This is a genomic window from Stieleria sp. JC731 (genome assembly GCF_020966635.1).
In the GTDB taxonomy this organism is placed as follows: domain Bacteria; phylum Planctomycetota; class Planctomycetia; order Pirellulales; family Pirellulaceae; genus Stieleria.
In genome coordinates, this window is sequence record NZ_JAJKFQ010000005.1 from 259,177 (window position 1) to 286,041 (window position 26,865).

Genomic DNA, 26,865 nt, shown 5'->3' on the forward strand with positions numbered 1-26,865 from the left:
CCCATGTCTGTCTCCGTCCACGACACGCACGCCGTCGATCTCGGCTTGCTTGGTAGTCTGCTAACTGACGATACCTTTTGGCCTGCGGAAACCAGTTCGATCGCCGAGACAGGATTAAGCGATTCGTATGTCGAGGGATTGATTTTAAAGTCAATCCTATCAGTCGGTACGATGAGTGGTCGGCACCTGGCCGAATTCATCGGGCTGCCTTTCAAAGTCATCGATCCGATTTTGGATTCGATGCGAACGCGAAAGCTCGTCGCGCACGTTCGACCGGCACCCTTCAACGACTATTACTACTCGTTGACCGAGCTCGGACAAACTCGCGCCCAAGCTCAAATGGAACAGTGCAGCTATGTCGGACCTGCGCCTGTCCCGCTATCCGACTATGTATTAAGCGTCGAAGCTCAGGCAGCGGGTTTAGAACCTGTGACAGAAAACCAGCTTGGCAAAGCGCTTTCAAAGATCTCCTACCGACGCGAATTGCTGGATTGTCTTGGACCTGCGATCAACAGCAATACAGGCTTATTTTTGTTTGGCCAGCCTGGAAACGGAAAGACGACGATCGCACGTTGTTTGACAGAATGCCTTGGCCAAGAGATTTGGATTCCTGCCGCCATTCTTGACGACGGAAATCTGATCAAACTGCAAGACGATGCGTTTCATCGCCCTTCGCCAGTGCCGGAAAACTGCGGCAACTTATTGAAAGCGCAGGAGTGGGATCGACGTTGGTTGCGAATCCAACGCCCGACGGTGATGGTCGGTGGTGAGTTGTCGATGGAAAACCTCGAAGTAAGGCACGATCCTCGGAGCAACATCTGTGAAGCTCCGCTACAGATGAAAAGCAATTGTGGCTGCTTGCTGATCGACGATTTCGGACGCCAGAGAATCGCACCCGAAGAGTTGTTGAATCGTTGGATTGTTCCGCTGGAAAATCGTTGTGATTTCCTGACACTGCCAACCGGCAAGAAGATTCAAATCCCGTTTGAACAACTGCTCATCTTTTCGACCAATCTAGATCCTGGCGATCTTGTCGATGAAGCATTCTTAAGACGCGTGCCATACAAAATCTTTGTCGACGATCCAGATGCAACTGAATATCGCGAATTGATGAAAGCGGTGATGCATCAGATGGGGTTTCCTGAGACACCAGAAGCATCCGACTACATGCTGGCGTATTACCAAAAGACAAAACGCTCACCACGTCGCTGTCACCCACGTGATCTGTTAAAGCAAGTTGAATCGTTTTGTCGCTACCGACAACAACCATTGTCGATGCGTCCGGACTATCTCGAACGCGCATGTCGAAGCTATTTCAGCGACCTATAAAGTTCATACCCCAGTGATCCAACTACGTTGTGATCCAACAAACTCGTGATCCAACAAGATGGCAGCGGTCAAGAACATTCAAATCGAGCCTGGCTTTGAACCGATCGAAGGCTATGTGCTGGAAGAGCGAATCGGGCAAGGCGGTTTTGGCGAAGTCTGGCGTGCGACCGCGCCCGGTGGGCTGAAGAAGGCTGTCAAGTTTGTCTATGGCAAGCACGGTGAACGCCACGCCGCACAGGAGCTGAAATCACTGGAACGTATTCGTGGGATTCAGCACCCATTTATTTTGACGCTCGAACGGTTCGAATTTATCGACAACCAGTTGGTCATCGTTACCGAACTCGCTGAAGGCACGTTGGAAGATCTGTTCAATCAGCATCGCAAACGTGGTTCGTGTGGAATACCGCGTGAGGCGCTTCTTGGATACTTGCGTGACGCTGCCGATGCACTGGACTATCTACACCAGCACTATCAGCTTCAGCACCTTGACATTAAACCCGGCAATTTATTGATCGTCGGAGGACGCGTCAAAGTCGCAGACTTCGGCTTGCTGAAGGATCTTGGCGAAATCGATTGCAGTATGGTTGGCGGATTGACACCCATCTACGCGCCTCCAGAGCTGTTTGATGGACGCCCGACGTTGCATAGCGATCAGTATTCACTGGCCGTGATGTATCAGGAAATGCTGACGAATTCTCGGCCATTCAATGGACGGACCATTGCGCAACTTGCAACGCAGCACGTTCACAATTCACCGAACTTATCGCCGTTGCCAGCATCGGACCGCCCCACGGTTGCTCGCGCATTGGAGAAAAGCCCAGATCGCAGGTTCGAAAGTTGTGCCGCGTTTATCGACAAGTTGGCGAACCCACATGGGGCGACCGAAATGCCAACAGAAAAACTAGATGTCGATGAAGGTCAAAGTAGCGAAGTCATTGATCTTCCACAGCTGAGCGAGCATGTCGTTCGCGATCACGACGCGCCAACGACGCATGCCTTAGTGGTCGCATTGGGCGGCACCGGGACGGACATCCTAAATCAAGTCCGTCGCCGAGTATTCGACTTCGGTGCCGCAAGTCCGCTGACACTGCATAGCGTTCTGATCGATACGGATATCGTTGGGACCCAAGCGGCGCAAATGATTGATCCGACCGATCAGGTTGCACGGACACGTGTTGTTCCCGCACGCTTGCGATCGGCAAATGACTATCGCGCGTCCGGTACCGGACGTTTCGCTTCGATCTCGCGGCGATGGATTTACAACGTTCCCCGCAATGGCCAGACCAGTGGAATGAGACCGCTGGGGCGTCTGGCACTCGTCGATCACGGTCACGAAGTCGTTGAACAATTGACAGCTGCGATTCGAGAATTGAAGCAGTCGGCTTCGGGGGGCGAACAAACCAAGGTTTATGTTGTTGCTTCGCTCACCGGAGGCACCGGTGGCGGAATGTATTTCGATGTCGCGTATCTCCTGCGGCACCTTTTGGACGAACAAGCTTTAGAGAACGTCGCGATCGTTTCATTGCTAACGACAAATCGTTTTCAAGGTGACCCATCAAAGCCACTTGCGCTGCATGCGACCAAGTCTGCATTGACCGAGTTCGATTACTTTTTGAAACCGGGAAATAGCTATCCCGGCGACAGCGGCGGTGGCTGGCCCTCCGTTCCGGCGGCAAGAACACCTCTGCATAACGCATACATTATCGCTCCATCGGATCGGTCGACCGAACGTCGCGCCCTCGATTCCGCGGTCAATTACCTGTGGGCTGACGCGACGATCGGAAACGAATCATTTGAAAAAGGTCGCCACATCGAAAGCATTTCATCGTTGGCGACATGTCTCCGGACGGTAGGCGTTGTTCAGCTCGGCGAGCCTATCGACCACCAAGCGATGGTGTTGGGGCCCGCAAACGCTCGCCAACTGTTGCGATGCTGGGTCGGCGATGATCAGGCGTCAATTTCGGCAGCTGGCATCTCGGCAGCGGGTGAGTTTTCGCGAAGGATCATCCGTCGGTGCTACCTAACGGATGAAGTTTTGCGATCGATTCCGGAAAAATGGATCGCGTCTGACAAAAACGATCTGCGACAGCTTGTGAAAGAGCAATTGGTTCATCTTGAACCCGTTGTGTTATCTGATCGCGGTACGGTTGAGGCTCATCTCGTTCGATGGTTGTCTACTTTTGTGGATCTCGATCAGATCCAAGTGATTGTCGAACAAGCGATTCAACAGATTGATCGAGAGCTGCGGATCCACTTGCTTGACCAGCGATTGAATCTTTCGTCCGCATTGTCAGCGGTCAAGGCTCTGCAAGTGCATTGTTCGGACATCCGAAGTCGGTTGTATCAACATGGTCAGCAGCAACAAAGCGACAATCAAACTGATCAATCAGGTAACGCTAGCAGGAAGCGTTTGGTTGCACTTGAAGAGGCCTGCTTGGCAGGAGAGCAGCTCGTTGAATCCGTCGCCGCTCGAGTCGCTTCGGATATCGCGTCGAAAATCGAGAAAGGTTTGGGACGAATCTCTGAGACGATCCAGGCCGCAATCGAAGCGATCGAATTCGGAATAACTCAATTGTCAGATGACAACTCGGGTGAAGTGGACCCGTGGCTTCATTTAGAAAGTCATGCGTCATCGCAAAAGGACAAGTTTTTTGACCGTCTGCATGAGCGGTGTGCGTCGAATTATCTGCTGCGTTTAATCGATCCCGGAAGGGCCGCACAGTTGGGGAGCTGGGTGACTGACTTCTCTGGCGAGTTGACGGAGAAGACACGAGAGTTCTTGGTGGAGTGCGAAAGTAACGAAGCACGCGATTGCAATAGTCTGGAACACCAAACGACAACGGCGTTCGCGTCCCCAGTGGATGACTCGGTGGCGGGGACAACGAAGATACGAGACGGCCTAGCTGGAGGCGGTTCCGATTCGACTGGCATTTCGAAAACCCAGTCTTGGGCCGCAGGCAACGTTCCTGAAGTCTTAAGCGTGACAGCCGCGATCGAAGCCGCCCGTCCTGTTTTGTTGGAATGTGGTGGCAAACAAAGGCACTATCTGATTTGCCGAAATCAGTCAGAGCGAGAGCAGCTCGTTTCCCAATTGCCCGAGGAGATTCAATCGAGTGTCTCCGTCATCATTTCACGCAAGGCAACGCCAATGCTGATTCACGAAGGGCAGCAAATCGATGTCGGAAATGTTTTGCGGTGGTTGGATTCGTTAACCGGCGATGACGGCAAGATCAGTCGTCGACTTGCGACTCGGTGCGACATCGAGTGGTAGTCACAAGAAACTAGATTCCTTCGTATGGCGAACACTTCCATGGGGGGCTGGCCCGGTATATCTTTGGGGTGGTCCTTCGTATCTTTGGATTTTCGACAATGATTCATTGCCCACGATGTCAAAATCGTCCTTCGGAGTGTTTTCGGTCTCGTTGGTTCAAGCAACTGATCCATCTACCGAGGCTACGTCTGCGATGGCGTTGCATGCGCTGCGGGACCAAGTTCACGGATTGGATTTGGGTGCGGCCTCCTGCGAACCCATTTGAAAACAATATGTCCGAGGGCTAGAGAGATCTCCGTCTATTGATTCACTGGACGTTGTCTAAGTTTCTTGCCTGCGTTTCTCACGACATCGTTGGCCGGATTCCCTATCGAGAATTCCAACGAAACCGATTGGGGGATTCCCTTGTTGATGCGTCCAGGCAAGGAAATCGAAGTAGGTTTAGTTAGCCCAAGGGACGGCAAATTGGTCCGTACCCCGCGGTCTCTTCGTCCGACAGATAGGTCGGAACTGGGAAACTGTTTTGTATGTGATGTTGGGGCCGCATCACAGCCAACCTGCTTCTGCGACTGTCGACTGAACGCCGATCGTGCAGTTTTGACACAGGGAAAGTGCATGACCAACGAAAAAACGATTCGTCGAATTGAACGTCTAATTCAGTGTCCGGATCTACTTCATACACCTCCGGAAGTTGCACAGTCGCTTTTACAGCTGACGCAAAACGAAGACTGCACAACGCATGAGATCGTTGAATGCATCAAGACTGACCCGGCAATGGCGAGCCGCGTTATGCGACTTGTCAATTCGCCGCGATTTGGTTTAAACGCGCCGGTTACGAACCTGCACCAAGCGGTAGCATTGCTGGGACAGCGAAGCATGCGTTTGATCGCGATGACATTCAGCATCACGCAGGCATTTTCCAGCGGTTCGGCGCGAGAGTTGTATAACGATTTCTGGCGACGCGCTTTGACCGTCGCTGCGGCTTCCTATCAACTTAGTAAACGCTATCCACTAATCGATTCGCAGGACGCTTACACAACTGGGCTGCTGGCCCATGTTGGAACATTGCTGCTGGCCCAGGCGGAAGGTGAATGGTACTTGGCCTTTTATCAACAGCACGTTGGGCTGGGGTTGCCTGCCGCGGAACGTGACTACTACGGCGTCGATCACGCAGAGATTGGCGGTTTGTTGCTACGCAACTGGAACTTTCCAGGCGAAATCGCTGATAGCGTACGACATCATCTCGATGATTCCGCGGATGATCCGTTGTCGCTGATCATTCGTGCCGCTGCCTTGGTTTCAGGTGCAATTTGGGATGCCAACGGTGAATCAGTCGGCAAATGCCGCAAGCTGTTGGAGGAACGATTTAACATTGACATCGATGGATTCACCGAGCTGGTTCTTCTGTGTCGTGATGACGTGATGCTTGAAATGGAAGTCTACGGCGTTCAATCCGAGGCTCCCCCAGACCCCAGTGCGCTTTTGGATCTGGCACGCCAGCGGTATCTTGAAACTTCGTTGCAGTCGGCACTTGAGATGGATTCGTTCGAGTCCATTTTTGAACAGAACTTCTAACCAGCGCATCGGTCGCCCCGGCAGGCAGCAAAAGACGAGTCTTCGGCAATCTTGTGAAGCTCACCACGACGGTTTGTGTCGAGCTTTTCGCACGGAGTTATCATTGAACGAAATGAACAGTCCGATTAGGTCTGTTCGATTCCGACTCTCGTCAGGTTTTCGTTCATGAACAAGCTCCATTCGAAGTTGCCCATCAGCGTTTTTAATCGCTCGGTAAAGACAGCAGCGTTATTTCTCGTTTGTCTATATTTTGGCAGTTGCGAGAAAGTTTGCCTCGCACAGCAGTCCAAGCCACTGAAAGTCTTTGTGCTTGCCGGGCAATCCAATATGCAAGGGCACGCGCAAGTAAAAACGTTCGCAGCGGCGCGGATGAATGCACAAGCCGCTCCACTGTTGGAGGATCTGACGGACGAAAATGGCGAGCCGAAAACGTGTCGCAACGTCTGGATTAGCTCAGTCGGTTCGGCAGATGTTGAGCAAACGGGTCAGCTAACGATCGGGTATGGCGCCAAAGCTGGCGGCCCCAAGATCGGTCCTGAGTACACATTCGGGTTTTACATGGAGCGGTATCTTGATGAGCCAATCTTGATCATCAAAACGGCTTGGGGTGGCAAAAGTATCAACACGGATTTTCGGCCCCCCAGTGCTGAGCCCTATCAATTTAGTTCTGATCAATTGGAACTGTTCCGTAAGCAAGGCAAGGATGTCAGCAAGTTGCAGGCGGAAAAGAAGGCCGCGACCGGTGTGTACTACGCTCAGATGATCAAGCATATCAACCATGTATTGGGCGATATTGAACGCGTCTACCCCGGCTATGATCCAGAATCAGGATATGAATTGGCTGGTTTCGTCTGGTTTCAAGGATGGAACGATATGGTGGATCGAGGGACGTATCCCAATCGAGATCAGCCCGATGGCTACGCTGAATACAGCGAATTACTAGCGGAGCTTATTCGCAACATTCGCAAAGATCTCCAGGCTCCCTCATTGCCAGTGGTGATCGGTGTGTTGGGCGTTGGTGGACCGACTCAAGAATACGGACAAGACCAGCAACGCTACAAATCAACGCATGACAATTTTCGTCAAGCGATGGCTGAACCGGCGAAGATGGAAGAATTTGAAGGAACCGTCGCGGCAGTTCTAACCGAACGCTATTGGGATCAAGAGATCGTACGGTTGCGCCGAATCGAAAAAACAATCCAACCACAAATCAAAGAGATCAAAAAACAAATCGCCAACAAAGATCGCACGAAGAAGGATGGCGATGCGGCGATCGAGCAACTTTATCGAGACACGTTTTCAGAATCGGAGTTGAGCTATCTGCGCGATAGTGTTTCCAATGGCGACTATCACTACATGGGGTCGGCAGCCATCATGACACAGATTGGGAAAGGTTTCGCCGAGGCTATGATGGGCTTGTTGAACCGCAAATAACGCAGTGTGGTGTTGATAGTCTGAATGCAAAAAACGCCGCCCGATTGTTTGCAGCCAGGCGGCGTTTTTATTGGTTGAACCGTCTATCTACGACGCAGAAACAGCTACTTAGGATCCAGATTGGCTTTCAGTTCTTCTTCAGTGACAGAACTTTCGACTCCGGATTCAGGGACGTCAGCCTTCGCAATCCACATGACTGCATTGAGCACGACTTTGCGGAAGTTGTCATCGCCAAAGTTGTTGTGGAAATGACCACCGGTAAAGCCGAATCCTCGACCACCATCGGGTCGTTCGACCGACCACATCATCGCTTCGGCTCGCCCTTTGGATGCTTGGATATGTTCGTAGGGACCTGGGGGATAGACGTACGGTCCATCACGAACATCGTCTGATGGGGACGCAACCAAGATGGGGACGAACTTCATGCCCTCGACTTCTGCAGGTTCGTTGCCGTTAATGCCCGAAAGGAAACGCATGTTGAAGTACCATTCGTCTTTGACTTTGAATGGTTCAACGCCATTGGTGATCGGGTGTTTGGGAAAGTCATTGAAGACCGGTTCCCACATTGGATTGCACGAAAACATGTGTTCGTAATGTCCGCCGATCCAGCGTTTCATTTCTTTGCCGGCTTGGTCCGCAACAACCTCGACGCCGTAATGCATGAAGCCCAGCCCGACGCCTTGTTCGGTCCACTTCTGAATGGTTGCCAGACGCTTGCCCTTTTCCTGGACGATTTCATGGCGTCCGCCACCATCCATGAAGAACACGACCGCGTCGGCTCCGTTGAAAATCGTTTCGTCTTTTGGCCAGCCGTTTAAAACGAAATGGACGTCAATGTCAGTGTTTTCCTGCAAACACTTCGTCATCAACTGAACACCAGCATTGAATTCGTGCATCCCTGCAGGGTGCGATGGTTTACCGGCGACGAGGACAACTTTCTGTGTTTCGGCGAAGGCATCACCGGAAGAGAGCAAACCAGAAAAAATCGAAAGGCTGATCAGCGCCAGCGCAGCGAATGAACGTTTCAACGCCATGCTCCAAAGGTCGTGTGGGGTGGAAGGTGGGGGCCCGCGGTGGCTTGGTCACTGCCACGCTTCGATCTGCCCAAAGTTCGGCAGTGCGAAAGTGGAATATTTCAAACCCTTCATCTGTTGACACCGTTGTCGTGCTAAACGTCAGACAACCATCGTTTTGTTGGACCTGGCTATCTGAATTTAGAAGGGCAACTTAATCGACCACCGCAGGGCAGGCATTATCATAGCACGAACCTTCAAATATCACCCATGGCCGTTGGGAACGCGAAACGAATTGTCCCGTTGTTGGGCCGCCGTGTTTGATAACTGCCGCGTTAGATTGCTGGTTGGCGTGCGGAATCCTGTTCGGGTGGCGGGGTTTCGGTCCTGGTGGATTTTTTCGTCCCCCAAAAAACGATCCCGACGCCAAGCAAAGTGATCACGGTCAGGCCAGCGAGCCAGGTCACTGGCAAGTGAACTTGATCGGCGGCGTCCCCGCCCAAAAAGGTCAGTCGATCCTGATATTTCGCTACAAGTTCCAGCAGTGCGTTGTGCGTAAAGTGCATCAGGACGCCGGGCCAAACGCTGCCGGTTCGATAGGCGAGCCAACCGAGGATGATGCCGAGCAAAGTGGTTGGCAGGAATCGTTCGACCAAAAGTGTATTGCCAGTGATGACATGAAAAAGGCCGAAAAGGACGGCTGTGGTGGCGATCAGTTTCCAAGGCGAAAAGATCTTTCGGAGCGATGTAAATAGGAAGCCGCGAAAGCAAAACTCTTCGATCACCGCCGGTGTCAACGCCAAGCAAGAAAGCAGCAGCCACGCGGGAGCCAACTTAAAGTTTTCGACGGTCTTTTGTGTTTCCGCGATTCGTTCTTCGTCAAGGACGCCGATACCGACTTGCTGAGCCAGCACGTATAGCTCGTGCGCGAAAATCCAGGCACCCAAACCCATCAGGAATGCACCGAACAGACTGGTCGCATTCGGTGCACCCAATTGGTATGTCGTCTTCAATTCCGACTTTGTGATTCGCGCTGCTAGAAACGGAATCAATCCGAATACCAAAATCAGCGTCACCGCACTGAGGATGAGCACGAAGTATAGATTCATGCCGGGGACGATCCCCATCAACAGATTGCTGACCACGTAGTAGGCGGGCACCAACAATGCCAACGTCATCGCGGCAGTGTGAGGCGAAGGCGTCTGGGAAGTCTTCTTCGGACGGTGCAGCATCGAAGCGAAGGTTTGTCCGCTGGTGCGGCTAACGGCATCATTGCCGAAGCACATCGAAGCAACCGCGACAGCAGCAGCGGCATAGCCGAGTGTACTCAAAACGGTGACCAATGCGGGCGCGGCTTCGGCCGTTCCCTGCAAAACCTCGCGAGCCAAAAGAACGATATTGATCAGTGGAGCGATCGCGAGCGGCCCCGAAAGTGTCACTCCGGGAAGCAACGACAGCATGCCAGGCGTCAATGACAGAAGCATGATGGGGATCAAGTACGCCTGGGCTTCTTTGAATGACCGCGCGAAGCTGGTTAGCGACAACAAGACAGCCGAAAAGAATGCGCTAAACAGCACCAACAGCAGCAGGATTTGCAAGACTGCGAGCCAAGGGAAACCGGAGTCGTCGCCGGTTAGTAGCGGAAGCAGACGCCCGGCCCACAATGTTGTGAACATGGCTAACAGGTTGGCTATCGCGGTTAATAGCGCCACCGTTACCACGGCGACATACTTTGAAAACAAGATGTAGGTTCGCGGAACCGGCGATGCCATCAAGGATTCCATCGTTCCACGTTCACGTTCACCTGCTGTTAAGTCAATCGCCGGATAGACCGCGCCAGTGATGGTCATCAACACCAAAACGAGCGGAACAATCGTGCCCAGCATCGATGGTGACGAAGCATTGCCGACGTCCTCCAAAATGATCGACGGCGGTGGGACGTAGTGTGTCACTTGGCTTGCCGTTGCTTCTGCGTAGGACAAACGCAGCCAGTGAATTCTTTCGGTGACGATGCGGGCAGCGGATTCGCTAACGGTGTTGCCGCGAAGGGCTTTGACTTCGATTACCGGCGGCGTCCCATCATTGATCGAAACAGCGATGTCAACTTTGCCAGACTTCAGTGCCTCAACCGGCGGCGAATCGTTCGTGGTGTTGACGACTTTAAATTTCGCGATGCGTCCGCGGCTGGCTTCGATGATCGCGTCCGGCGGTTGGCTTGATGGGCTTTCCAGCCAAGCCAGCAGCGCGCTACCCTCTTCGTCTGTTGCCACACCGATCGCGTATGGCACCTGTTCGGCATCACGCGCGGCGTTAAGCAAAAAGCGGTTCAGCGCCATGCTAAGAAGCGGATAGACCAGCAATGGCATCATCAACAGTGTGACGATGGTCCGGCGGTCACGCAGTGTTTCGCGAAGTTCTTTTTGACAAAGACGCGCCAGTCGTCGGCCTGTACTGAAGTGCCGTCGCTGCGTCGTCGAGCGCTCGCGCGAAGGTTGTGATGATTCCGGGGCCACGTTCGAATCAGTTCCTGATCAAGTCGACGAAAATGTTGACAAGCGAATCGTGCCCGGTTTGCTGCTTCAGATCATCAAGTGACCCGCAATATTTCAGACGCCCGGCATGAAGCAGTCCGAATCGATCGCACAATCGTTCGGCTTCATCCAAGCGGTGAGTGCAAACAACAACCGCCTTTCCACGGTCACGAAGTATCTCAATGTAGTCGAAAATGGTCTGGACGCCGACGACGTCCAATCCACGTGTGGGCTCGTCAAGCAACATGACCGGCGGATCGTGGATCAAGCCACGTACCAAGGTGACTCGCTGCCGTTGGCCGGTGCTCAGTTCGCCGGCTCGTCGATCGAGCAATTTTTCGACATCCAACAGACGAGCCAGTTCGACCGTACGTGGCTCGGCGACTTCTGGTGGGACCCCATAGAGATCGGCAAAGTAGTGCAGCATCTCGCGAACGGTCAGCCACGGATAAACGCCGTCGCTGGCGGAAACGAATCCGAGCCGACTTTTTACCGCCATCGGGTCTTCGGAAGTCCGCAGCCCGTCGACTTCTGCCCAGCCAGAATCTGGTGCGAGCAGGCCCAGGACCATTCGCATGGTCGTCGTTTTTCCGGCACCGTTAGGGCCCAACAGGCCAAAAACTTCACCAGGACGGATCGTAAACGAGACGTTATCAACGGCGGTTAACGTACCTTCGGTCAGATCAAACCGTTTCGTTAAAGCCTCGACGTGCAGCATGCTGATTCTGGTGAGTGGACGATCCGCCAAGGTTGTTCATTGAACCCGGCGTCCGATTGTATCAAGTCCGACTAGGGCTTGTCTTTTAAGCCTTGGCTTGAAGGACGGCTAGGTGGCAGATTTTGCTTTTCCAACGTGAACACCGGGTGCATAATCTATTGGCGTAAGGCGTATGTGCATTCGGAAAGTGTGTGAATACGCCATTGTGCAGCAATCGCTTTAAATCAAAAACAAACCGAAAGACGGGTTCGACACCCTGGGCTTGTCGTTCCTTCTGCATGCCAGGAACCCTCTGGCGGGAGGGAGCCGCACACCGCATTGAGATCGCAGTGGCATTGATGGCTACTCAGGTGGGCCAAAAACTGGATAATCGGTCTCGGATTCGTTTGATTGAATGGATCGAAGCCTCATTTCTTCACTTTTAGCTACGCGACCCCACATACGATCCCTGTGCCCACCGATCCAGAATCCGTGAACCGATCTGAGCTGCTTTCATTTGAGGAAGCGATGCGGCGGTTTGCAGATGGTGCAGAACATGATTCTCAAGAATCACTGCAGTCGAGGGACGAACCTGACTCGGATGACGTTCCAGGTCAGATCGAACTGGATGATGATTCCGCGATCGATGAATTGGCGGAACTCGATTTGGAGTCATCTGCTAACGATGACAAACCAGGCGACTCCCAATCGCCGGCCGGAAAGAGAATCGCATTGGTTGGACGCTTTGGCAGTATGAATCGCCGCCAAGCCAGCAATGTGATCGAATCTTTCGGTGCGAAGGTCGTCGACCTACCACGCGGAAAGTCTCCGAACTACGAATCGCTTGTCAGTTGGGTCGTGATCGGTGCCGAGCAGCCGCCGCTAAGTGAATCCGAACTGCTTCCGACTGCGTTAATCGATGCGGCGGGACGCGGCGAAGTCGAGGTGATTCACGAGACGGAACTGTGGGAACGCCTAGGCCTTGTCGAATTGGAGCAACCGGTCCGACGGTATTGGACGCCTGCGATGCTTGCCGATTTGCTAGACGTTTCGGTGCGTGTCATTCGGCGATGGCATCGGCGTGGGCTAATTCGGCCTATCGTCACGCTTCACAAATTGCCTTATTTCGATTTTGCCGAGGTCGCAACTGCGAAGCGTTTAGCGGGATGGGTCGCGGCGGGAGCGGATTGGAAAGCGATCGAAAAGCGACTCGCCGAATTGGTTCGCGTCTTTCCGCACAGCACACGGCCACTGGATCAGTTAAGCGTCTTGGTTCAAGGCAAAGACGTCTTGCTGCGTCAGGGCGATGGCTTGGTTGAACCCGGTGGGCAGATGCGTTTTGACTTTGAAGATATCAAGTCCGCAGATGACGCCGACAATGAAGCTCGGCAAGTTTCCGAAAAAGAAGATTCGCCACTATTATTGGCCTTCGTCGATGCCGACCGTCCTCCGATGCTTCGCCAAGCGAACGAGCACGTCAGTGATCCGCTGTTGGTGGACGCTTACACGGCCGAAGATGAAGACGATTTGGAAACCGCGATCGATATCTATCACGCGATCTTGGCACGGGACGGGATTCGAGCTGATATCTGTTTTCAAATCGGCGAGTTGTTGTATCGCATGAATTTTCTGGTGGCGGCAAGGGAACGCTACTACACAGCCATTGAGCTAGAACCGGACTTTGTCGAGGCACGTGCCAGCCTTGGTGCGGTGCTCGCCGAATTGGGCCAGTTTGATCTTGCCGTCGCGGCGCTTCGTGGTGCGCTGACGTTCTTCAATGATTATGCCGACGTCCACTATACGCTCGCAAAGACCCTTGATCGCTGTGATCGCGAAATCGAGGCTTTGGTGCATTGGCAGCGGTTGATCGAATTGGCTCCCGATGGACCTTGGGCTGACGAGGCTCGTGTGCGTCTGGGAGTTGATGGCTAGCGGTTTCCCTCCGCAAAATCTTTGTTGCTGAAATCTTGGCTCAAATCGTTGTAGCCAACGTTGGAATGGACGAACGCATCACGCTAGCCATTCGCTGGCGGTTTTCTTTGGTAACACCGCGACATTCTTTTCGCTCGGTCAATTAGTAGCGGTTTTGATGCACTGCCAGTCTGCAAAATGTGGATCTCACATCCAATGTGTCGTGGGCGTCTGGCGAGCTTCAAAACCGGGTTTTCGATAGTCGACAGAGCCGCCAAACCGAATGAATTCGACGATGAAACGCAGAAAGCTAGTTCTCCAATCGCTGTCCGGACGTCTACTGATGGCGGGCGACCTTGACGCGAAGACAGAGGTTGCCGTCGAGAGCAAAACAGATGAGACGATCAGCAAAAGTGCCGCGATTTCCGGCGATGAACTGAAGTCGGATTCGATGGAAAAGTCTGCTACGACATCGCAAAGAAATGATCCGAAAGCGGTTGCGGTACTGGAGATCGAAGCGTTGGGAGAAATGTTCGGTGCTGACGAAGCGGTCATTCAGCGGGCCAAAGATGCCATCCAAAATGCATCAGTCGAGGGCAATGCGGTTCGACAAACGGCAAACGACGTGACTCTGCTGATTGTCGTTGATGGGATGACGCTTCCAAAGGAAGCAGCCAAGGCGGGACTGTCGGCGTCTGAATTGATGAAGTTCGCCGATACACTTGCCAAAATCGAACCCGATGATCGCGAAATACTGACCAACCCCAAGACATACATTCAAATACTGAACGAAGGTCCTGAAAAAGGCGTCGATAACATCTACAAGAAATCCTTGGGCACCAAGTTCGGTGTTCCAAAGGAATTGTGGGGAGGAATGACGAGCGAGCGGATGCTCAATGGAATCAGCCTTTCAGAATTGCTTAGCGATGGACAAGCTGCGACTGATAGGAATTATTGGGATGGACTGGATAACGTCCAAAACGGAAAAGGTTCCAAAGAGGATTTCTTGAATCAATGGTCCGGTGGCGACTACACCAATTCGCCACTGGATGACTTTATCGGCGACGATTCTGTGTCCGATGATGGAGAGCAACCGATCCCTGATTCACCGAGTGGTGAGATCGATGAAAACGAGTGGATCGACGCAGACGATCTGCAAGACATCGAAGGCGAGTGGGTTGACGATCCGAATGCGGATATCCCGGGTGCATATGGAAATGTCACGCACACGCCTGACGGCGGTTTCGACATCAGCGGGTACAACGAAAACGGCGACTACTTTTCAGAACACTTCGCCCCCAACGGAAACGGTGGTTTCACCGGAAGCAACGGCGGCTATTCATCTCAAGTGCCAGCGGAAGGAACCTATGGGGTATCGACCGGAGACGATGGGGCGACCGAAATCTACGTTTCGACAGAGAGCGGCGATGACAGCGCTGACTCTGGTTCCGACAGCGACGGCACGGGCGATTCGGGATCGGACGATGACAGCAGCGACGATTCTGACAACGGTTCATCGTCCGATGATTCAAACGATGATTCCGAAGCCGACGAAACGCCTGTTCCCAATCAATCTGACGCTCCGGGGCACCTGCTGCTATGGGCTTTGATGAATGCCCATTCACCTGCCGGTCAACAAGTGTTGGGCATGATTCGGGCAGCGGTTGCGTCCGCGCAGAACTACGGCGGCAAGATCGATCCGATTGATGAAGGCAGTCGACTATCTGGGACGGCACTGCGATGGTCTTTGATGAATCCGAAGAATCCAGCAGCCCAGGCCTACCTCGAGATGATCAGCCAAGTGGTTGGCCAAGCAGACGCCGATGGGGGCACCGACAATAACCCAGATCAATGGCTTTCTAATCTGTCGCATCTCGCCGGTTCGACTGTCAATGTCGACTTCATTCTCGCCGGAGGCGGATTGATCGATCCGGTCGATAGCGATGGAAGTTACCTTTGGGGATGGTCACCGATTCGCGGACCGGAAGGTGGAACTGAAGCCGAATCTGACGACGAGGACGGATCGTTCGCGATCAACGTCGACTTCCTGTTCACGACCAGCTTTATCAATTTTGATGCCTTTGAAGCTGCCTTGGCATAGACAGTCGCTACGACGAATGATTGCCGCCAGCAACCGTATCCACGGGAGAATCAATCGCGTGATACGGCACCGGCGGCAAAGCTGCATCGAGCAGCGTATAGCTTCCGGACGCAAATAGCGGGCCGGATCTTTCCCCACAGTTTGGGTTGCGGCGGTGTAGCGATTGGTGTGTCGCGAGTTTATTGACACAAGATGGTCGGCTTCACGCAGCGATCCAATAGACAGCCTGACTATTCATCTGCGGATTTTAAGACTGAAAAACATTGAGATCGACTCATTTCGTTTCCTTTCGCCTGGGTGTGCTGCGATTTCAGAAGTTTCCGCATTGCAGTATTGGGGGCATCGAAAAACAAGAGAGCATTCGACAGACAAGGGAAGATCTATCGTCGCTTGCGGCACGGCGGCATGCCGTTTTTCATAGCTACCAACCGTGATGGCTGGATGATATCGATTCAGACTGGACTGATTCAATCCAATCGCGGACGTTGGCAACGCGCGAGTCTAAATCGCAATCATTGGCTATTCACCAATGCCGTTCTCGTGATCTCTAGCGACCGCAGCTTCATGCCTCTTCTTGCTCGTACAAGCGATCGCGATAGCGGAAACGACAATGCCGACGATTGCAATGACCGAGAATTGGTAGTCTTCCGGTGCGCGGTCAATGAAGTAACCGATGACTGGGGCCAATAACGCGATGCCAAGTGACTTTGCTTGTGATTCAACACTGAGCACCGTTGCCATGTTGGACTGATCGACTTGGTCGGCGATCCGAGAAACGAGAACTGGACGCCAGATATTTTGAAGGATGGCGAGTGCGATGAATGCCAGTACGGACACAAGTTGCCACTGGGCCAAAGTTCCCAAAAGCAACATCAGCATCGTTGCTAGAAAGACCAGCCATAGCGATCTTGCCGCGGCCAAATCACCTCCCAGCCACTTTGCGATTCGTCCCGCTCGACGAGACGCAAAGCTGGAAAGTAGGTAGAGCGTTGTGTAGATGATCGCGACGGCAACCGCGGTACGCCGAGTTTCGGAAAGGGCTACAAAAAGCGGTACGCCGACGACCAATTGTTGAATGACTGGCTGCAGGTAGTCTTTGGTCGCTCCGTAGACCCCTTCGAAACCCATCGATTCCGAGATTGGTTTTCTCAGTTGGCTTTTGCGAACACATTCGCAAATTGAACTCCAGAATATTCCGAAGAGCGTTTTCGTATCTCTGGGGCGGCCTGAGATTCCGTCGAGCGACTTTGGGTATCCCAAGAAATTAACAATATTCAAAGACGTCGGAATCACACTCAGCCAAAAAATGGTGCTGTAGTTCAGAGTTGTGAATACCAGTCCGGCAGCAATCAAGGCCGAAAGTGCGCTTCCCTTTTGAGACCAACTGCGGGTCAAACCATAGATCTCCGTTTTCTCGCTCTCACGGCCTTCCTGCTTTAGCCAAGCAAAGATCATTGCCTTGTGTGTTCCGGTCCGAAACGCTTCACCGATGGCGAAGGCAAACATGGCAGCGAAAAGCAACGGGACGGAATTTGCAAAGGCAAACGTCAGAAACGCGATCACGTAGGCGATATGCGACAAGATCATTGCTTGTCTGCGACCTAGCGCATCCGCCAACGCGCCGGTGGGAACTTCGCCGACGGTCACACAGATTTGCTGAAACCCAATCAAGGAACCGATGGTTGCAAAGGAGAGGCCTTTGTCAACGAACGCAAGGATCCAGAACGGTGCGAAGTACCGTTGGTTTTTTAAGAATCCGTAAAGGCAAAAGCGAAAGATCAAAGCGTGCTTCCTTCGGAGATCATTGCCGAATTCAAAAGTCTGCCCTCCATTGATCGATGACGCAATGGGATGCAGTAGCGTCCTATCGAGTTGCTTGGAGAGTGAGTCGATTGCAACTTCGGAGGGAAGTCAGCGATTTCGGCCTCGATGTCGAAGACGTTGTTCAACATTTCGCAGGTAAGCACTTCATCAGGCGGGCCTTGGTAAAGAATCACACCATCCCGCAAAGCCACCATTTGATGAGAGAACCTTGCGGCGTGGTTGATGTCGTGCAGAACCATCACGATCGTTTTTCCAAAGTCAGTCTGCAGTGTCTGCAAGAGGTGTAGTATTTCGAGTTGATTTGACAGGTCCAAAAACGTAGTCGGTTCGTCGAGGAGCATGATTGGGGACTGTTGCGCGACATTCATCGCAATCCAAGCCATTTGTCGCTGTCCACCGGATAATTCACCTAGGTGAAAATTTGCCAGCGTTTCAATTCCGACAACTTCCATCGCTTCGTCAACGGCACGTCTATCGCTACGGTCAAAGTAGCCCAGCCAACTTCGGTGAGGGTATCGTCCAAATGCGACTAGTTCAGAAACCGTCAGGCCTTCCGGAGCATCACTTTTTTGAGAAAGGAGTGACAGGGTTTTTGCAACATCACGAGACCTCATCCGTTCGATCGATTTACCATCCAGTTTTACCGTTCCGCGATTTGGAGGTAGCAAACGTGCAAGCCCGCGCAGCAACGTTGACTTGCCCGATCCGTTGGGACCAATCAATGAAGTAATTTGGTTGTCTGTTACACGAAGGTTAACGTTTCGTACAACCTCGTCGCCATCATATCGAAGTGACAAGTTTTCAGCTTCCAGTCGAGCCATCGTCATGCACCCTCAGCTTCGGTGAGTGACCAGCAGGTATAGGAAATAGGCGCCACCGACAACGCTGACGATCACACCGGCGGGCATCTCAACCGGATGGAACACAGCACGACCGATTGTGTCGGACCCGACTAGGAGCCCAGCCCCCACCAAACTGGCAGAGGCGATTAGGGGACCATGGTTCGGGCCAGTCAGACGCCGACCGATATGCGGTGCGATCAAGCCCACGAAAGCAACGCTTCCCACAACGGACATTGCGGCAGAAGCAATCAGTACGGCGAATAGCAGCGTACAAACACGCGCCGCGTTCACTGAGACGCCTAAGCTGTTCGCAGTCTCATCAGAGAACCGCATCGCATCGAGCAGGTGTCGGTTCGACCAAGCGACAGGAAGTGCAACCGTCACGAGTCCAGCAATCGCAAAGACATAATTCCAATCCGCTTTAGCTAGGCTGCCGGACATCCATGCGATCGAATGGGCATAAGCAGTACGGTCTAGATGCATCGCGAGAACAAGCGTCAATGCACCGATCGATAAGCTAACCGACACACCGGTTAAAAGCAGCCGAACCGGTGACAACGTGTTTGAATGGTACGCCAAAATGCAGACCAATAAAACGGTAAGGCTGGCACACAACATGCTCATCGCGGGAAGCATCCAAGGCGATGTGATTTGGGAACCACCGATGATCATGGTCAGGGTGACGCCCAAGTTAGAACCGCTTGAAACGCCCAAAATCCCAGGTGCGGCTAAGTCGTTTCGCAAAACGCTTTGAATCAAAACGCCTGAAACGGCCAGGGTAAGGCCGACCACCGAGGCTAGCGCGATCCTTGGAAACCGGAAAGACAAAAGAATGGTTTGATGTGTCAGACTTTCGTCGGATTGAATGATCTTCCAGATTCGAATCGGTGAGTACGTTTGGTTTCCGAGACAAGCGGAAACGATGACGACTGCAATCAAGCCGGCAACTAGGTAGATGAATTTCTGTGGCGTTGTCATGTTGCCTCTAGCAGCGGGGGCGACTAGCGGAGGCACGTCTTGAAGCTAGATAGACAAAGAACGGTGCGCCGATCAAAGTCGTCATCAGGCCCAGAGGCAGTTCCTGGTTCCCGCCAACGAAACGCGCTAGGGTGTCCGCCAACATTGTTAGGCAGGCACCCAGGGGAATTGATAGCGGGATGATTCTTCGATAATCCGCCCCGATCAGGGACCTGGATAAATGCGGTACCATCAAACCGACAAAGGAGACAGGCCCGGCAACCGCGATTGCCCCGCCGGTCAGAATCAAAACCGCGATGGTCGAAATGAGTCGAGTTCTGCGCACCGTTTGGCCCAAGCCAGCAGCAATCTCTTCACCCAAGCTAAGCAAAGTAACCGATGGGCTAATCACGATAGCCAAGCAAAGGCCGATTCCGAACAACGGGGTCAACAACAGAACTTGCGTCCAAGTCACATGCGACACTCCACCAACCGTCCAAAAGAGCATCTCATCGTGCAGTGAATAGACGATGGTCAATCCATGCGTAATCGCACCGAACAGGCTAGACACGATGACACCGGCCAATGCCATCGTTGCGCCATTGCTGGGTTTTGACGCGACCATTAGTGTCGCGCAGACGGCCAAGTAGCCAAACATGGAACCTGCAAGCGAAAGACCAATTGAATCGGTATATCGAAGCTGCGGGTTCACCAGGATTCCAACCAGCAAGCACAGTGTTCCGCCGGAACTTAAGCCCATGATGGAAGGACCCGCCAATGGATTTCTGGTCACACCTTGCATCATGGCCCCGCTGCTCGCCAAACAAGCGCCAATCATTGCAGTCAACACAACGCGTGGAAGTCGCAGTTGGCAAATGACAAAGTGAGAGTTGTTGTTGTAGTCGTATTCGAAAACCGATTCGATCGCATCTTGAATGCCAATTGGTGTCGGTCCAACGAATAGACCGAGTATCGCGACGGCTAATGCGAGGCATATAAAACCGAGGCACCACAGAAATCGTTGCCTTTGTTCGGTGGGAGGTGAAAGCGACCGCATTGAAGACCGGTTCAGACTCCCACACCGTTGGCATTGATCGAAATATTCGTCTTAGCTTGACCTTCGGCTCGGGAGCAGGATTGGATGATCTCATCAAGCATTTGCGACTTTGCCAAAAAACCAGGTCGCAACCAATGGTGCTGCATCGGCAGCATGATGACTCGCTTCGAACGGACCGCTGGGACGCGTTCCCAGGCTGGATGGTCTAGCAGCTGGCTCCAAGACCGCTGCGCACCTTGATTGGCTTCGACGGCCAGGAAAATTAGGTCCGCATCAAGCTGCAAAAGCGACTCGGGGGTCAGCAAGAATCCTTTGGGTGACGAATCGAGCAGTGTTGGCGGATTCAGTTTTAGTTCGTCATACAGCATGATTCCGCCGCGGGTGTGACCGTGGATGTAGAACTGTTTTCCAAAGATTCGAAAGAAAGCGACCTTCTGAGAGCCCAGCTCATCCGACAAAAGCTTGCGAGCCTGACGGATCTTTGCATCGTAGTTTTTGATGCACGCTGCAGCTTCAGCCTCACGATCCAGCAGGCGACCGAGGTCAAACATCCGTTGTCGGTTGTTGTCTCCATCGCCAGAAAGCAGAACTACCGGTGCGATCTTTAACAGTTGTCGATAGGTCTGAGGGTCGCCAGCAGACGCGATGATGAGGTCGGGTTTTGTCTCGACGATGGTTTCAAAGTCGGGTTGCCCAACACCCATCATTTGATTGATGCCGACAACGTTTTGAAGCCGCTTCCGCAGGTAGTCAGGGAATTGACCATTGGTGCAAGACGCTGATGTCGGTCGGATTCCAAGGGCGACTAGCTCATCGGTAAATGCAAGGCTACAAATTCGTTTCGGATGACTCGGGATTTCGATGGTGCCCTGCTGATGGGTAACGAAGTGTTTGCCTGCAACCGATTGGATTTCCAAAGGGCGATCGGCAAATCCAGGTGGAGTAGATTCACTCGATTGCGGACGTTTCGCTTTGCCAAGATCCGCGGTCTCTGATTGGAGTCGAGGGATCAAGACCATAAGAGTTGCCAACGAACAAAGGCAAACGGCGAACGCTTTGACGAGTGTGATGAAATTCATTTGAGGCTGTTGCGGCAGCAATACTGTGAACGAATACAATTCGCGTCGATTGGCAACGACTTATTCACGCATCATTTTGACGTTTTCCAAGACGATCGGTTCGAGCATGTTGGAACCTTCTTTGATCTGAATCGAAACGCCAGACGACTCGGGCTTGGCATACTTGCCCATCAATCGATCTTCGCCCGGGTCGGTATGTTCGGGATGTTGTGGCCAGAAGATGGAGACGTTGTATTGACCCGCAGGAGCACCATCGCCTTTTGCAAATGATGATAGCGTGAAGGCCCCGTCGGCTTTGACTTGCCCCGCAGGTCGGGTTCCTCGTTCATCGAAGTCACCAGAAATCGGATGCAAACCAACGATAGCTCCCGTAGCCGGTTGGCCATTGACCGTTAAGGTTCCTTGGGCCGGATGCACAGGAATGCTCTGATCTTTCTCGCACCCACTGCATGCGATCAATATTGCGGCTACGAGGCTGCAGGCACGGTAGATTGAAACTGAGGGATGTTCGGGCATTAGAATACCTCTCCCAAGTTGACTTGCTCGCGCGCTTGGGATGTCAACATATGAATGAAGGTCAGGTTGTTGACAGATTCGGTCAGGTACTGCACGGATCCATCGACCATCAGCAGATGCACACCGCCTTCGTGGAATGAGTATGGTTGCGAATTGCGGTTGGTCGCGTTAACAACGGATGAACCACCATTGGCGATTCCATCATGGCTCCAAGATTGCAGCCAGAACGCGTTCCCTGATGCCCAGGCACAGTTGTCTGGAGAGACAGGAATGGGTTGGCCGGTGGTTTCGTCGATCCACAATTTGCCGAATAGGTAGACACTGTGACGTCCAGCCGATTCCCAAACCGCGACCGTATTGCTTGTTCCGTCCAGCATGTCGCGAAATTTCTGCGGCTGGACCGGATAAGCACGGACGAAGAAACCTTTGCGACGTTGTTTGTCACGTGATTCTTCGGGCAGCAACAGAGTCGCGCGGTGACCGCAGTTGCCGGCATAGTCAGAAGACCAAGCTTCGACGTCCGGATTCACAGCCGTGAATTCGCTATTGAACGAATTTGTATAGATCTTTTGAGTTCCACCGGGACTCGACGGGCATTCGAACATCGGCAGTCGACGTGCCACCACGTCCTGGTTCTCTTCATGGAACCATGTGTAGTCAAAGTCGTAGTCGTCCAAACGGTTGCCTTCTTCAAAAAACGGCAACAGAGACGACACCCAGCCGGACTTGTATTCATGTCCACGCCAAGCACTCAGGTCTAAAATCTCATAGCAGGGGAACTTACGAAAAGCGCTGTGATAGTTGTGTAGCGCCAAGCCGACCTGCTTCATATTGTTTGAACACTGCATCCGCCTCGCCGCTTCGCGAGCTGCTTGGACTGCTGGCAACAACAGTCCCACCAACATGCCGATAATCGCGATGACTACCAATAGTTCGACGAGTGTAAAGCCACGGCGTTTCGATTCATTCGATACTTTTACGCGATACATTGTTTTTGGCTGAGAGGATGATCTAGAGGGTGAGTTGGAGATTGGAACGTTCGAATCGCTGAGCATGAAACGCAGGCTAACCATCGATCGGCAGCAGGTACGTTTCTAGGGTGTCATTGGCTTGCCGATGCATCTTTTGCCAGCCACCGGCCAGCAGGACTGCTGGTGCGTGTGCCGATTGGCGGACACCACAGGCGAACACAGCGCGGTTGGATTGAAGTGAATCACACGCCGACCAACGGTCTTCGGCGATGTGATAGCGGAAGACGGTTGATGTTGGAGTCTTTTTTGTATCGATGCCACCGAGGACATAAAGCGATCCGGCGTGTGCAACAATCGCATGCGCCGTTCTGGGCTCAGGCATTGGTGAAAGGTCGCGGCAACGATTGCTCTGCGGATCAAATTCGATCAAAGCATTTTGAAACGTGCCGCCATCGGGGCCGGCGGACCATCCTCCGCTGTAGTAGATCAGTCCATCGAACGAGCACGCGGCACCGTGTCGGGCGGCGTACGGCAAAGTTCCAACCAGAGCCCATTCGTCGGATGCGATGTCATAAGCAAAGATCGTGTTCGCATCGACTTTGTCTTCGCGTCCACCGAGTACGTAAAGAGTCTGGCCAACAATGGCGACGCCCGGTTTAACTCGTCTGGCTGGCAGGTCTTGGCACGATTTCCAGGCACCGGTGGCGACATCGAAAGCTTCGACAACGGTCGAAGGGCCTTCTGGTCGCCCCGAGTTGGATTTATCAGAGATGCCACCGGCAACTGTGAAAAGTTTCCCTTCCGATGCTACCGCGACAACATTCGCTCTGGGGGTAGGAAGCGGTGCAAGTGATCGAGGCGAACGATCACCGTTCGTAGGAATCCCATAGGCTGAATCGAGATGGTCAAAGGGATTTAACATTCCGCCGACGACGTAAAACGTATCGTCAACAACAGCACCGGCGACTCCGCCTTGATACTGGACGTTTGCTTGGTCGGTTGAGAGCGACATTAAACTGTGGGGCTAAAGAGACATTGGTCCCAGCAGTCTTTTCAAACGCTTACTTGAAGGAACGCATCTTGCAAGATTCCTGGGAAGGTGTGCTGTCCCTAGGCAAGAGGCGTGCCAAACGGATGATCAAGCAACGAATATGCGTTTTGCCCACGAAATGATGTGTATCCGTTGCCTGCCTGTTGCATCTTGGCGGCGGATTACTCGACACCGATGGACACTAATTCGTCAAAGTGCGTTGGTTGTTCCCCAGATGGAGGTGTGACGTAACGCATCTTGCAGTTAGCCATTGGCAGAGGGCAATTGCAATCAGAACAAACGTTTCCGCAGCGTCTTTGGTTTCGACCGGGCTTTCGAAAACTAGAAGGTGCGTGAGCCGGTTCGTTGCAAGAGTTCGTTTGCCGACTGGGTTCCCGTCGAGACGATGTCGCTGAGAATCTTGGACGCGTGAGCTGCCGAATTCCATCCGTTTTCGATTTTGGAATTCGTTTCCGAGACGATGTCATGAATTCCAGTTGCGGCAAGGTTGCTTGCCGTAGCCAGACTCTTAACTTCATTGGCAACGACGGCGAAGCCTTTGCCACTTTCACCAGCCCGTGCCGCCTCGATAGATGCGTTAAGGGCAAGCAGGTGAGTTTGCCCCGCGATTGCCGAAACCTCCTTGAGGTTTTCATGCATCTGCAGGGAGCAACTTCGAGCTTCGTCGAGTGCGGCTAAAGATTGCCTCACCGCGTTTTCGCCTTCACTTGCAAAACGTTCCAGGTCACTCTGCAAACGCAATGCGATCTCGTGATCTTGGATCGCCGAATTGGCAAGTTGCGAGCGGTCGGACTGGATGGCATCAATCATTTGGTTGTAGCATTTTGACAGATCACCGATCTCGGTTCCATGCTCGATGTCTTTGATCTTTGCATTCGAGTAATCATTCGTTGCGGTTGCCGTAGAGATCACACTTGCTAGGTCCAGTAGCGATGATCGGGCACCATGTTCGGCAACGTTCAATCCGACTTCCTCGTCGTGCTCGCTGACGCGAAGCGGCATGAACATCTTCAAGACATTCAAGACTAGAAAGCAGCAGCCAAAGGACCAGGCAAAGCATACGACCACACCTATCGACTGCACACCAAGTTGTCCAAGGCGTGAAGTCCCCTCAGGTAGGTGATCGCTTCCCATGAACAGTGCCAGCGCGACCGTTCCCCAGGCACCGCAGACGCCATGAACACTGACCGCGCCGACGACATCGTCAAGTTTTAAGACGCGTTCAATCCAAATCGTGCTAAGCCAGACGAGGACTCCACCGGCCAACCCAATCAAGGCGGCCGATCCGGCACCGACGACAGAACATCCGGCGGTAATCGCGACCAATCCGCCAAGGACGCCGTTGGCGATATCCTCAGCCGTTGGCAGACCGTCGGAACCGAACATGACGCTCGACAGAGCACTTGCCAAACCACCGAAACATCCGGCGAGGGCTGTGTTGACCGCAATCATCGCGATGTCCGGTGACGCTGACAGTGTGCTGCCACAGTTGAAACCGAACCAGCCGAAGAACAAGACAAAGGTTCCCAAGTAAACCAGGATCAAGTTATGTGCGGGCAACTTTTGAGGCTCGTCCTGTTCGTTGAAGCGTCCAAGACGCGGACCGATCACAATGATCCCCGCCAACGCGACCCAGCCGCCCGTCGAGTGCACAACGGTTGATCCCGCGAAATCGATAAAGCCCATCGACTCCAGAAAGCCCATCGTTTCACCGTTGAAAAAGCTTCCCCAGGCCCAGTGACCCATCAACGGATAGATCAGACCTGAAATAACGGCTGAGACAATCAAATACACGCCGAATCGAGTTCGCTCAGCAACCGCACCGCTATCGATTGTCGCTGCGGTGCCACAAAACATGGCTTGGAAGATAAAAAAGCAAGCTGCCCAAGGGCTACCGTCAAAGTCTGGCAAAAAGTCGCTCGTTCCGATCAGACCGCCGTAGCTGATCCCGAACATAATTCCAAACCCAAAGAGCCAGAAGATCGAGACCGATATCAACAGATCAAACATGTTCTTGATCGCGACATTGATCGAGTTCTTCGCGCGGCAGATACCCGATTCCAAACACATAAATCCGCCTTGCATCAGAAAGACAAATGCGGCGGCGATCAAAACCCAAAGCAGATCGAGATTCGTTTGAATCGAATCCACTTTGGATTGAATTTCGGTTGATGCGATCACGAGTTGTGATGCTGATAACATCGATCTACAACGCTATGGAATCGGTGGAACTGTGACTTATGAATCTTCGAATCGAGAGATGATCTCTTCGAATTGTGGGTCACCTGTTACCAAATTCGCACACTTCCCGTTACGGGTTTCCCGCCAACCGCTTCCGGTTGCCCTCGATATGGGGGTGCTGGTCGTCCGCGTGGTTCAGTAGTGGCCTAGTGACGGCCCTATGCGGTGATTGAGCGTCGGTGCACGCCGTTGGCAATTTTGCCCAGATCCAAAGGGTAAGTTGCACAGCACGGAAACAAAGTATTCCGACCGGTCTGAATGAAGCGAAATCTCAATCTTAAGAGGATGCCTGGTTTGTAGCGTCAGGCATAAGAATATCTCCGCCAAAGCGGTAGTTGTGAACCGCTATCTAGGGTTGATCGGTGATGATTTCCACAGTACCTTTTGTGCGTCAATCGGAAATCCAGGGAATGTCGGATCTGCCCCATTCGACGAACCCTTTCCGGTTGGCAATTTGTACTGTGG

Annotated in this window: 18 protein-coding genes; 6 read left to right on the forward strand and 12 right to left on the reverse strand. The window is 52.9% G+C overall.

Annotation, left to right across the window (positions count from 1 at the left end; all coding sequences use genetic code 11):
- The first annotated feature begins 3 nt into the window (after positions 1 to 3).
- From LOC67_RS12110 to LOC67_RS12125, 4 genes are all read left to right on the forward strand, one after another.
- Entirely contained in the window at positions 4 to 1,329 is a 1,326-nt protein-coding gene (locus tag LOC67_RS12110) for an AAA family ATPase (protein ID WP_230262865.1), read from the forward strand.
- Between the two features lie 58 nt (positions 1,330 to 1,387).
- Positions 1,388 to 4,600 carry a protein kinase domain-containing protein gene (locus LOC67_RS12115; protein WP_230262866.1) on the forward strand — a complete coding sequence of 1,071 codons (3,213 nt, stop codon included), beginning with the start codon at positions 1,388 to 1,390 and terminating at the stop codon, positions 4,598 to 4,600.
- A gap of 615 nt (positions 4,601 to 5,215) precedes the next feature.
- Positions 5,216 to 6,175, forward strand: a complete 960-nt coding sequence (locus tag LOC67_RS12120; protein ID WP_230262867.1) for an HDOD domain-containing protein — start codon at positions 5,216 to 5,218, stop codon at positions 6,173 to 6,175.
- Positions 6,176 to 6,340: 165 nt separating this feature from the next.
- A complete protein-coding gene (locus LOC67_RS12125; RefSeq protein WP_230262868.1) occupies positions 6,341 to 7,609 on the forward strand; it encodes a sialate O-acetylesterase in 1,269 nt (422 codons plus the stop codon).
- Between the two features lie 104 nt (positions 7,610 to 7,713).
- Here the strand turns inward: LOC67_RS12125 and LOC67_RS12130 are convergent, their stop codons facing one another.
- The 3 genes from LOC67_RS12130 to LOC67_RS12140 all read right to left on the reverse strand — a co-directional run bounded on the left by LOC67_RS12130 (position 7,714) and on the right by LOC67_RS12140 (position 11,871).
- Entirely contained in the window at positions 7,714 to 8,643 is a 930-nt protein-coding gene (locus LOC67_RS12130; protein ID WP_230262869.1) for a ThuA domain-containing protein, read from the reverse strand.
- A 314-nt stretch (positions 8,644 to 8,957) separates the two neighbouring features.
- Positions 8,958 to 11,135 carry an ABC transporter permease subunit/CPBP intramembrane protease gene (locus LOC67_RS12135; RefSeq protein WP_230262870.1) on the reverse strand — a complete coding sequence of 726 codons (2,178 nt, stop codon included), beginning with the start codon at positions 11,133 to 11,135 and terminating at the stop codon, positions 8,958 to 8,960.
- A 7-nt stretch (positions 11,136 to 11,142) separates the two neighbouring features.
- A complete protein-coding gene (locus tag LOC67_RS12140) occupies positions 11,143 to 11,871 on the reverse strand; it encodes an ATP-binding cassette domain-containing protein (RefSeq protein WP_230262871.1) in 729 nt (242 codons plus the stop codon).
- Between the two features lie 471 nt (positions 11,872 to 12,342).
- Here LOC67_RS12140 and LOC67_RS12145 point away from each other — a divergent pair, with 471 nt between their 5' ends.
- Positions 12,343 to 13,782 carry a MerR family DNA-binding transcriptional regulator gene (locus LOC67_RS12145; protein ID WP_230262872.1) on the forward strand — a complete coding sequence of 480 codons (1,440 nt, stop codon included), beginning with the start codon at positions 12,343 to 12,345 and terminating at the stop codon, positions 13,780 to 13,782.
- A 274-nt stretch (positions 13,783 to 14,056) separates the two neighbouring features.
- On the forward strand, positions 14,057 to 15,862 hold the full coding sequence (locus LOC67_RS12150) for a hypothetical protein (protein ID WP_230262873.1): 1,806 nt from the start codon (positions 14,057 to 14,059) through the stop codon (positions 15,860 to 15,862).
- Positions 15,863 to 16,381: 519 nt separating this feature from the next.
- On the opposite strand, the gene LOC67_RS12155 is transcribed toward LOC67_RS12150, so the two are convergent.
- The 9 genes from LOC67_RS12155 to amt form a co-directional block, all read right to left on the reverse strand.
- Positions 16,382 to 17,644: an MFS transporter gene (locus LOC67_RS12155; RefSeq protein ID WP_230262874.1), complete on the reverse strand. Its 1,263-nt coding sequence runs from the start codon at positions 17,642 to 17,644 to the stop codon at positions 16,382 to 16,384.
- Positions 17,641 to 18,513 carry an ABC transporter ATP-binding protein gene (locus LOC67_RS12160; RefSeq protein ID WP_230262875.1) on the reverse strand — a complete coding sequence of 291 codons (873 nt, stop codon included), beginning with the start codon at positions 18,511 to 18,513 and terminating at the stop codon, positions 17,641 to 17,643. Before LOC67_RS12160 ends, LOC67_RS12155 begins: the two co-directional genes overlap by 4 nt.
- A gap of 6 nt (positions 18,514 to 18,519) precedes the next feature.
- A complete protein-coding gene (locus tag LOC67_RS12165; protein WP_230262876.1) occupies positions 18,520 to 19,506 on the reverse strand; it encodes a FecCD family ABC transporter permease in 987 nt (328 codons plus the stop codon).
- 7 nt (positions 19,507 to 19,513) lie between these two features.
- Positions 19,514 to 20,542 carry a FecCD family ABC transporter permease gene (locus LOC67_RS12170; protein WP_230262877.1) on the reverse strand — a complete coding sequence of 343 codons (1,029 nt, stop codon included), beginning with the start codon at positions 20,540 to 20,542 and terminating at the stop codon, positions 19,514 to 19,516.
- A gap of 11 nt (positions 20,543 to 20,553) precedes the next feature.
- Positions 20,554 to 21,621 (reverse strand): ABC transporter substrate-binding protein, encoded by a 1,068-nt coding sequence (locus tag LOC67_RS12175; RefSeq protein WP_230262878.1) that lies wholly within the window; start codon positions 21,619 to 21,621, stop codon positions 20,554 to 20,556.
- A gap of 60 nt (positions 21,622 to 21,681) precedes the next feature.
- Complete coding sequence (locus LOC67_RS12180; RefSeq protein ID WP_230262879.1) at positions 21,682 to 22,137, reverse strand: carboxypeptidase regulatory-like domain-containing protein; 456 nt, start codon at positions 22,135 to 22,137, stop codon at positions 21,682 to 21,684.
- Positions 22,137 to 23,126 (reverse strand): DUF1559 domain-containing protein, encoded by a 990-nt coding sequence (locus LOC67_RS12185; protein WP_230262880.1) that lies wholly within the window; start codon positions 23,124 to 23,126, stop codon positions 22,137 to 22,139. Before LOC67_RS12185 ends, LOC67_RS12180 begins: the two co-directional genes overlap by 1 nt.
- Before the next feature lie 76 nt (positions 23,127 to 23,202).
- The gene (locus LOC67_RS12190) at positions 23,203 to 24,120 is read right to left on the reverse strand and encodes a Kelch repeat-containing protein (protein ID WP_230262881.1); all 918 of its coding nucleotides are present in this window, start codon (positions 24,118 to 24,120) and stop codon (positions 23,203 to 23,205) included.
- 360 nt (positions 24,121 to 24,480) lie between these two features.
- Complete coding sequence (amt, locus tag LOC67_RS12195; protein ID WP_230262882.1) at positions 24,481 to 26,361, reverse strand: ammonium transporter; 1,881 nt, start codon at positions 26,359 to 26,361, stop codon at positions 24,481 to 24,483.
- Positions 26,362 to 26,865: the final 504 nt, after the last annotated feature.

Excerpts from the sequence above, each read along its gene's own strand:
- LOC67_RS12110 (WP_230262865.1), top strand. The coding sequence starts at position 4 with ATGTCTGTCTCCGTCCACGACACGCACGCCGTCGATCTCGGCTTGCTT.
- LOC67_RS12115 (WP_230262866.1), top strand. The coding sequence starts at position 1,388 with ATGGCAGCGGTCAAGAACATTCAAATCGAGCCTGGCTTTGAACCGATC.
- LOC67_RS12120 (WP_230262867.1), top strand. The coding sequence starts at position 5,216 with ATGACCAACGAAAAAACGATTCGTCGAATTGAACGTCTAATTCAGTGT.
- LOC67_RS12125 (WP_230262868.1), top strand. The coding sequence starts at position 6,341 with ATGAACAAGCTCCATTCGAAGTTGCCCATCAGCGTTTTTAATCGCTCG.
- LOC67_RS12130 (WP_230262869.1), bottom strand. The coding sequence starts at position 8,643 with ATGGCGTTGAAACGTTCATTCGCTGCGCTGGCGCTGATCAGCCTTTCG.
- LOC67_RS12140 (WP_230262871.1), bottom strand. The coding sequence starts at position 11,871 with ATGCTGCACGTCGAGGCTTTAACGAAACGGTTTGATCTGACCGAAGGT.
- LOC67_RS12150 (WP_230262873.1), top strand. The coding sequence starts at position 14,057 with ATGAAACGCAGAAAGCTAGTTCTCCAATCGCTGTCCGGACGTCTACTG.
- LOC67_RS12160 (WP_230262875.1), bottom strand. The coding sequence starts at position 18,513 with ATGACGATGGCTCGACTGGAAGCTGAAAACTTGTCACTTCGATATGAT.
- LOC67_RS12165 (WP_230262876.1), bottom strand. The coding sequence starts at position 19,506 with ATGACAACGCCACAGAAATTCATCTACCTAGTTGCCGGCTTGATTGCA.
- LOC67_RS12170 (WP_230262877.1), bottom strand. The coding sequence starts at position 20,542 with ATGCGGTCGCTTTCACCTCCCACCGAACAAAGGCAACGATTTCTGTGG.
- LOC67_RS12175 (WP_230262878.1), bottom strand. The coding sequence starts at position 21,621 with ATGAATTTCATCACACTCGTCAAAGCGTTCGCCGTTTGCCTTTGTTCG.
- LOC67_RS12180 (WP_230262879.1), bottom strand. The coding sequence starts at position 22,137 with ATGCCCGAACATCCCTCAGTTTCAATCTACCGTGCCTGCAGCCTCGTA.
- LOC67_RS12185 (WP_230262880.1), bottom strand. The coding sequence starts at position 23,126 with ATGTATCGCGTAAAAGTATCGAATGAATCGAAACGCCGTGGCTTTACA.
- LOC67_RS12190 (WP_230262881.1), bottom strand. The coding sequence starts at position 24,120 with ATGTCGCTCTCAACCGACCAAGCAAACGTCCAGTATCAAGGCGGAGTC.
- amt (WP_230262882.1), bottom strand. The coding sequence starts at position 26,361 with ATGTTATCAGCATCACAACTCGTGATCGCATCAACCGAAATTCAATCC.